Source organism: Paraflavisolibacter caeni (genome assembly GCF_025628885.1).
Lineage (GTDB): Bacteria > Bacteroidota > Bacteroidia > Chitinophagales > Chitinophagaceae > Flavisolibacter > Flavisolibacter caeni.
Genome location: NZ_JAOTIF010000056.1, coordinates 1 through 7,386, shown reverse-complemented (window position 1 = coordinate 7,386; position 7,386 = coordinate 1). Strand labels below are relative to the sequence as shown.

Here is a 7,386-nt window from a genome sequence, read left to right as displayed (position 1 = left end):
AACAAAACTATCCATTCCCAGTTTTCTTGCATAAGCTGCATAACTGCTATCATCATTGGTATACTTTGCATGACCATGGCCGTACCCAAACTCTTTGGAAGCTCCTTCAGCAGGCGAGAGTTTGATTACTTTGGTTGAAGAACAGGCAACAAAAATAAAAAGTAAGCTAAGGCAAACAAACAGTTTTAATTTCATGGTTTTGGTTTTATTGAAGAACAATTGCAACTACCGAAAAGTGATTTCAGGCAACAGGTTTCAGGGTCATTCCGAAGGGTAGAGGTCTGTGTTCTTTTCCTTCCTCCCCTATTATGTTCCTGGTTAAAACCTTTCGTTAACCCTTCCCGCCTCTAATAAATTCAAATATCAAGTTTAGACCAATAATAAACCACCAATATTTTGACAATTAGTGATGCTTTTTTTGCATGGCTACTGCTCGAGGGAATCAAGTTGTGGTATATGCGCATGTGCGTAACCGGGGATAAGCTTTGACTACAAGCATTGATATTGCCGAGCGGGTTGCAGCAAAAGTATATGTGGAGGGTTGAGCAAATGTCTTAACTTTGCTAATAAAATTAGCATTTGCCTTTTTACCGGATTGTGATATGGACCAGAAAGCGGCGAGAACCTTATACTGGGATCCGGCAGATCGATAATTATAATATCGATGCGGTGCAACATATTATGAGGGTGAAGGCTGAGGAAACCTATCGTTTTGATTTTGTGGATGTGGAGGTGCAAATGATATCAAAGGTGAGTACTGCCGTGAAAAAGTACTTAAAGGAACTGACCAGGAAAAGAGAGGCTAAGAAGTGGCCGGCCCTTAAACCTTATATGCCTGGTGTAAGCCGTAAAGAACTGTATAAAAACCAAGAATACATACCTCTTTGGCAAAGAGTGCAAAATAACAGCGATAACAGCATCGATAAAGGGATTTAAGTTCAGAAGCGTCTTGCCTCCTATCCTATTCAAACTGGTTACATTACAGTACTTAGATGGCGGTTATCCGTCTAGCTTTAAAAGATATTCTACGCAGTTGTTGTTATTGGTTCATCAAGGTAGCAGGATGCGGGCATAATAAAAGCTCCGCTGGAAAGGGGAGCCGTTAACCAAAACTAACTGCTTAATAAGCTGGTGTAAAAGTAGGTTGATAAATGGGGATTGTCAATGATTTGCGTCAACTAAATGACAATAAAATAAATGAGGTTGGCTGGGTTAATTAGATTATGCGAGTGAGCCTTGTTTATGAGTGGCGGGTTATGGTAGTATTTGTTGATTCAGATGAACAGGTCGGATGCAAGCTGCCTAAAAAGGCAACTCGCTGATGAAAGCGTAGAGCTTGCAAACATGGACATAATAGCGGCACTGGCGATACTTGAAGACCTGAAACTGAAGGCCTGCTTCTGAATAGCTGTAGACTAAAACTGCACTGGAGAAACGACGTGGACGGGCGGGAAGAAGCTTTTTCATATTTAAAAATTTTAGGGCAGGTTTCCAGCAAGCCGTGTTTGCCGGCAGTATAAATGATGGCCAATGTGCATGTGGGTTTGTGTTTATGCTGCGCAGCTGGGGTGTTGTGAGGCTTGCTAACTTGCCCGTATAGAAATTTTTAATTGAAAAAGCGCCGGCCGGTTAAGTGTTGGTGCAGGGTTTAGTTGGCTGCGGAGAAGAGGCAGTCCAGGACTTCATCAGCTGCCAGGGGATGGATGCTTGCAGCATTAGCTAGTCGGCAGTGATGGATGCTATGCTTTGGTGAGGCGGGTAACTTGTTTCATAAATAGGAAATAAGCAAATAAAAGAAGAGAGAAGTCTGGCAAGAGCAGCTTTGTGAAAGAGTGAGCGGTAACTGAGCGGTGGGCGCGACAGGAGCCGCTCAGCTAAGCGAAGTGTAGCAAACAATTGAGCAAGGCTGCGGTGTGTGGGCCCAAGAAGCGCTGGTTTGTGCCTGGAGCAGGGAAGTGAAAAACTTTATGGCTGCGGATTTGGTCTTGCGAGATAGCTGCAGCGATGAAGTTTTTTTGTGGGTGTTTTAAGATTACTTTTAGGTATTCAAATCTTACCTAAGCCAGGGAGTGAGGGTGGCTTTGCCTTGTTTACTCTTTCCTTATCATTTGCTTTTCCGACAGCAAGGATGCCTGATATTTAGTGACTTCTTGATCTAATCAAACCTTAACCAGATGATTACCCTAACGATCACACCTCTGCATATCAGGGGGCAGGAAGCAATGGGTATTCCCTCCCCATTGGATCAAGAGCTGGAATATGCTATCAGAAAAATCAAGGGCATTAAATGGAGCGGAGCACATCACCAGTGGTATTTGCCCTTAAATAAAGAACAGTACCTGATCCTCAAAGAAACATTAAGGGATAAAGCACAACTGGACAGTTCAATCCTCAGGCAGTACCTGGAGCAAAAGAAGAGTGTGCAGCCTCTGCTGAAAACTGAAAAAATTTCTAAGCAAAGAGCAGAGTTGCTTTTGCAGTTTCCCTTAAATAAAGACAACCTCCAGGCTTTCACCCAATACCAGGAATTACTACAGCTCAAGGGCTATAGTCCTCAAACGCAGAAGACCTATTGCGATGAATTTCACCCGTTGCTGCGTCTCTTAGGTAAAGGAAAAGTGAGCGAAATGACGAAAGAGGGGGAAGGCGTTATAGCGCCACACGCCTCAATACTGCTATCAATGCCCTGAAGTTTTACTTTGAACAGGTGCTGGGCAGGGGACGTGAGTTCTATGACCTGCCTCGACCTAAGAAGCCAAAGAAGTTGCCTGGTGTGCTGGCGGAAAGCGAAGTAGCCAGGATCATTCTGCAAATGAAGAATTTAAAGCATAGAGCACTTTTGATGACAGCTTACTCTGCCGGTCTAAGAGTAAGTGAGCTGGTAAAGTTGAGGATAAAGGATATTGATCCGGGGCGTATGATGATCCACATCCGGGAGGGCAAAGGTGGGAAAGACCGGATGGTGCCGCTGAGCCAGACCTTGCTGGAGACACTAAGGATATATTATCAGCAGTATAAACCGGGGGAATACCTTTTTGAAGGAGAAAATCGAGGGCCGTACAGTACCAGAAGTGCCCAAGAAGTACTAAAAAAGGCCAAGAGATGGGCAGGTATACAAAAGAAAGGTAGCATTCACCTGTTGCGCCATTCTTATGCTACTCATTTGCTGGAAGCGGGTACAGATATTAGATATATCCAGGTGCTTTTAGGCCACAACAGTTTAAAAACGACCTTAAGGTATACCCATGTGAGCAATCTGAAGCTGGGCAGCATACAAAGTCCGCTGGACCGGCTGAAATTGGAGTAAGCAGTTGCGTTTTTTATATTTTCAGATTAGCACTACAGATGGGCTCATGCAGATGGGGCTATACAAAAAACTCAATTGGAAGTTATTGATTCTTAGGGAGTAAGGGTTATTTCTTAAATTTTTGCAGGGTGGCGGGGATATGACTAAATTTACTCGTTGAACCAACATCGCCTATTCAGGCGATGAGTTTTTAAGACTGCGTAACTTGTAGTATTCTTTATTTTAAACTACAAGATCATGGAAAAAAAACACTAAGCCCTCAGGCTGTTGATGCATTGGAAAGAACTTCCCAGTACATGTTCTTAGGCCATTACAGCCAAGATTCTATTCGTAATTATCTCAGAGAACTTCGTTACTTCTTTGTTCATTATGGGGATGTCCCTGTTCAGCAATTCTGTGCTGATCATGTCGTGCAATACCTGCTGTACTTAAACAAGACCCTGGGCTGTAGTCGCACCAAGTGTCACGGTGCAGCGCAAAGCATTTCCTTTTTCTTTCGCAACGTGCTGCAAAAGCCCTTAGTCCTTCCCACTCTGATCTATCCAAGAAAGGCCACCAAACTGCCCCCGGTCATGAGCCAGCAAGAAATCAAGGCCCTCATTGACACCATCCAAAATGTAAAGCACCGAACAGTGGTAATGCTGCTGTACAGCACCGGCATGCGCTTAAGAGAAATCTCTAAACTGAAAATCACCGATATCGACAGTAAAGCCATGCAGATCAAAGTGGTTCAGGGCAAGGGTTCTAAAGACCGCTTCACCCTCTTATCCCAACAGGTGCTGCTGGAACTCAGAGCCTATTACCTGATTTACCGTCCCCAGGAGTATTTGTTCAATGGCGCACAAAAAGGAAGGCCACTGAGTTTGCGCTCTATTCAGCACCTGGTGAAAATTGCGCTGGCCAGACTGGGACTGCAAAGCAAACGCTACTCGGTACATACCATTCGGCACTCTTTTGCCACACACCTGGTAGAGAATGGTACAGATCTTCATACCGTAAAAGAACTGTTGGGACATAGCTCTCTTCAAACCACTTCCAGGTATTTGCATCTCAGTGCCAAACACCGGCAAAGTGTGGTCAACCCTTATGATGTCTTGCCGGGTGAAGAGCAGCCCTCAGGTAGCAAAACAAAGCATTAAAGGTGGATTATGGAAACATACTCCACGCCTGCTGCTACGGTGCAGCAGGTGCTCAAAGCCCATCCCATGCAGGTGGAGCAGGCAGCCTCTGCTCAGGTAAAGAAAGTACTGGGCAGAATCAGCCTCTGCCGTACCCCTGATCTGGGCTTTCATCTCTATCGCTGCACCAGTGAACAGTGTGGGCATGTCAAATACCAGTATCACAGCTGCAGAGACCGACATTGCCCTAAGTGTGGCGCCCTAAAGAAAGAAGAGTGGATCGAAGCCCGCACACGGGAGTTGCTGCCGGTGAAGTACTACCATGTGGTCTTCACCCTGCCGCATGAGCTGAATAGCCTTGTCATGGGCCATCAAAGACTTCTGTATAAGCTGCTCTTTGATGCCTCTTCGCAGACACTTCTTGCTTTTGGAAGAGATGAAAAGTACTTAGGGGCACAGCCAGGCATCATCTCGGTGCTGCATACCTGGGGACAGCAGCTCAGTTATCATCCCCACATACACTGTATCGTCAGCGGCGGGGGTATTACTGGAGAGGGAAAGTGGAAGGAGGCCACAAAGAATGACTGGCGTTTTCTCTTTCCGGTCAAAGCCATGTCTGTGGTCTACAGAGGCAAGTTCATGCAGGGGCTGAAAACACTGATGGCAGCAGGGCAGCTCATACCACCGGAAGGTATGGATGTAAAGGCATTGATCAATGGGTTGTATTCAAAAGATTGGGTGGTGTATGCCAAGGCTCCTTTTGGAGGTCCGCAGGCTGTGATTGAATACCTGGGAAGGTATACCCATAAGGTGGCCATCTCCAATCATAGGATCATAGGGATTAGTGATGAGGAGGATACGGTAAGCTTTCAGTATAAGGACTATGCAGATACAGGAAAGCAAAAGGAGATGACCCTTGCCGCCTCTGAGTTCATCAGGCGTTTTTCCCAGCACATCTTGCCCAAGGGTTTTACCAAGATCAGGATGTACGGTTATTTAAGCAACAGGGGCCGGCATAAGCGGATCAGTGAAGTACTCACGTTGCTGGAGCTGCCACAGCATGCGGGGGCTGTTAGTGTTCCTTTTACGGTGCGTCTTTTGGAGCGCTATGGTATGGAGGTGAACAGGTGTCCTTGTTGTGGGGAGAACACATTGGAGTTGGTGTTAGTATACCTGCCTTGGAAGAGAGCAGATGATGGCTGAGCGTAGTTGTAAAGCGGATATGATTGGATGATTTCAGAGTAACGTTCATTGGACGTAATGACAGTGATTTGCACCTAAAAGAAAAAACAACAGTTAATAACAACAACGAAAATAGGATGTGCTTAATTTTAGAGCTGCAATCCATTACTGTCAGCCACTTTTGGTGGCAGATGATGGATGAAAAACAAAACAGAATTAAAAACTTTAAACAACTAAGAAAGGTTAGATCGATACTTTACTCCTAATCAGAGGCGGTACGGCGACATCGGTCAACGCAAAAGTATACCGCAAGGCCCCACGAATAATCCTTTAGCGAGGGCCTTTTTCAGGGGGCCTTTCGGATACTTTTCTTAGTGTTATGGGCAACTTAAAGAAACTCCAATTACAGTAATGGCATCTGAAGAGTGGTATCGTAATAAAATTTGGAATGAGATTGTCGCTACTGACTTTGAAGCACGGTTAAAACGCTCAAGGGGAGCATACAACAAGGCTCAATACTTGAGAATACAAGCCAGCTACCTATTGAATAGTGACGATAGTGACACACAACTTGCTGGTGTTAGCTTGATGGAAAGACTCTTAAAGGATTATCCAGAAGAAGAGTTTAGTGTGGTCTTTGCACAGGAGCAACTGGGCGACTATTATATTCATGTTGGTGCTTATAAGAAAGCAGAGATGTACTATAGGCTGGTAACAGATCACTATAGGACAAAAAATACACGCAGCGGCACAAGTGGACTGGCAGATCTAAAACTTGCTGAAACCATTTTAAACGGCAACATAGAAGACAAGTTTGAGGAAGCCTATAAACTTTGCAAGAATCACCCTGTTGATAGCATCATCCTTAACAGTGATAAATTTTATCATGCAGCACTAAGTGCTCAAGTGTGTGAGAGAATGAACAAAAAAGAAGAAGCAAAACAATATGCAAAAGTGGCTCTGGCATTCTCTTATATTACAGAGCCACAATTCAGCCGCCACAAAACAGTTGGGCTTGTGAACGCAACTGACATCCAACTAATGGAATTGGAACATATAGTGAATCAGTAAAGGATTGCTGCCCATAACATTTGATATTTGTGAATTGGCTGCTGCTGAACTATCTTTCAACTTTAAAACAATAATCAAGGACATAATTTGAGAGAAGCAGCAGTAACCCAGACTACAGCCACTTCCCAAATACCTTTGATCGTTATGCGTAATTAATCCGACCATGTCTAAAAACACAATTATCACCATCCTAATTGTTTTATTACCACTTGCCTTTTGGGGTGGTATGAAGTGTCAGCATGAATCAAATAGATTTGATCAAATTGGCAAGCCTTTGTTCAATATAGTTGAATTTACATCTGGCAAGGCAAAAGAAAATAGGTACTTGGTATCAATGACGTGGGGACTTACTGGAGATCATCAAGTAACTGCACTGACGCAGACAAAGCCAACAAGTGAAAACTGGATGCCCAATCCCAAAACTGATTATATATGGAGAGGCAGTTTTACAACTGTGTTTCATCAACAATTCGGTGATACAATAAAGATATTTTCTGTTGACCCACCAACAATACCAACACAATTGGGTTCAGGTCTGAAGATAAAATTAGAGTCTATTACTTCCAGCCAATTTGATAGTTTACAGAATATTACTAATGCAAGTGTAAAAAAATTTGACTACTTACCCACGCATAATCGAGTAGACGGCCCTGCCACTGGTAGGTAGCAGGGAGCGCCTCTCACACCACTGTACGTACGGGTCACGTA

General features: G+C 44.2%; 9 protein-coding genes. 7 read left to right on the top strand and 2 right to left on the bottom strand.

The window, feature by feature from the left end:
• Positions 1-195 (bottom strand): hypothetical protein (locus OCK74_RS27560; protein WP_279300347.1); only part of this gene is annotated, 195 nt, incomplete at its 3' end.
• A 384-nt stretch (positions 196-579) separates the two neighbouring features.
• Here OCK74_RS27560 and OCK74_RS27555 point away from each other — a divergent pair.
• Positions 580-936 carry a hypothetical protein gene (locus OCK74_RS27555; RefSeq protein ID WP_279300346.1) on the top strand — a complete coding sequence of 119 codons (357 nt, stop codon included), beginning with the start codon at positions 580-582 and terminating at the stop codon, positions 934-936.
• Between the two features lie 366 nt (positions 937-1,302).
• On the opposite strand, the gene OCK74_RS27550 is transcribed toward OCK74_RS27555, so the two are convergent.
• On the bottom strand, positions 1,303-1,467 hold the full coding sequence (locus OCK74_RS27550) for a hypothetical protein (protein ID WP_279300345.1): 165 nt from the start codon (positions 1,465-1,467) through the stop codon (positions 1,303-1,305).
• Positions 1,468-2,174: 707 nt separating this feature from the next.
• On the opposite strand from OCK74_RS27550, the gene OCK74_RS27545 reads away from it, so the two are divergent.
• The 6 genes from OCK74_RS27545 (at position 2,175) to OCK74_RS27520 (ending at position 7,345) form a co-directional block, all read left to right on the top strand.
• Positions 2,175-2,690 (top strand): hypothetical protein, encoded by a 516-nt coding sequence (locus OCK74_RS27545; protein ID WP_279300344.1) that lies wholly within the window; start codon positions 2,175-2,177, stop codon positions 2,688-2,690.
• A gap of 17 nt (positions 2,691-2,707) precedes the next feature.
• The gene (locus OCK74_RS27540) at positions 2,708-3,307 is read left to right on the top strand and encodes a tyrosine-type recombinase/integrase (RefSeq protein ID WP_279300343.1); all 600 of its coding nucleotides are present in this window, start codon (positions 2,708-2,710) and stop codon (positions 3,305-3,307) included.
• 275 nt (positions 3,308-3,582) lie between these two features.
• Positions 3,583-4,446, top strand: coding sequence for a tyrosine-type recombinase/integrase (locus OCK74_RS27535; protein WP_279300342.1), 864 nt, complete (start codon positions 3,583-3,585; stop codon positions 4,444-4,446).
• Positions 4,447-4,455: 9 nt separating this feature from the next.
• The gene (locus tag OCK74_RS27530; protein WP_279300341.1) at positions 4,456-5,628 is read left to right on the top strand and encodes an IS91 family transposase; all 1,173 of its coding nucleotides are present in this window, start codon (positions 4,456-4,458) and stop codon (positions 5,626-5,628) included.
• A 390-nt stretch (positions 5,629-6,018) separates the two neighbouring features.
• Entirely contained in the window at positions 6,019-6,678 is a 660-nt protein-coding gene (locus OCK74_RS27525) for a hypothetical protein (RefSeq protein ID WP_279300340.1), read from the top strand.
• Between the two features lie 163 nt (positions 6,679-6,841).
• A complete protein-coding gene (locus OCK74_RS27520; RefSeq protein WP_279300339.1) occupies positions 6,842-7,345 on the top strand; it encodes a hypothetical protein in 504 nt (167 codons plus the stop codon).
• The last annotated feature ends 41 nt before the right edge of the window (positions 7,346-7,386 follow it).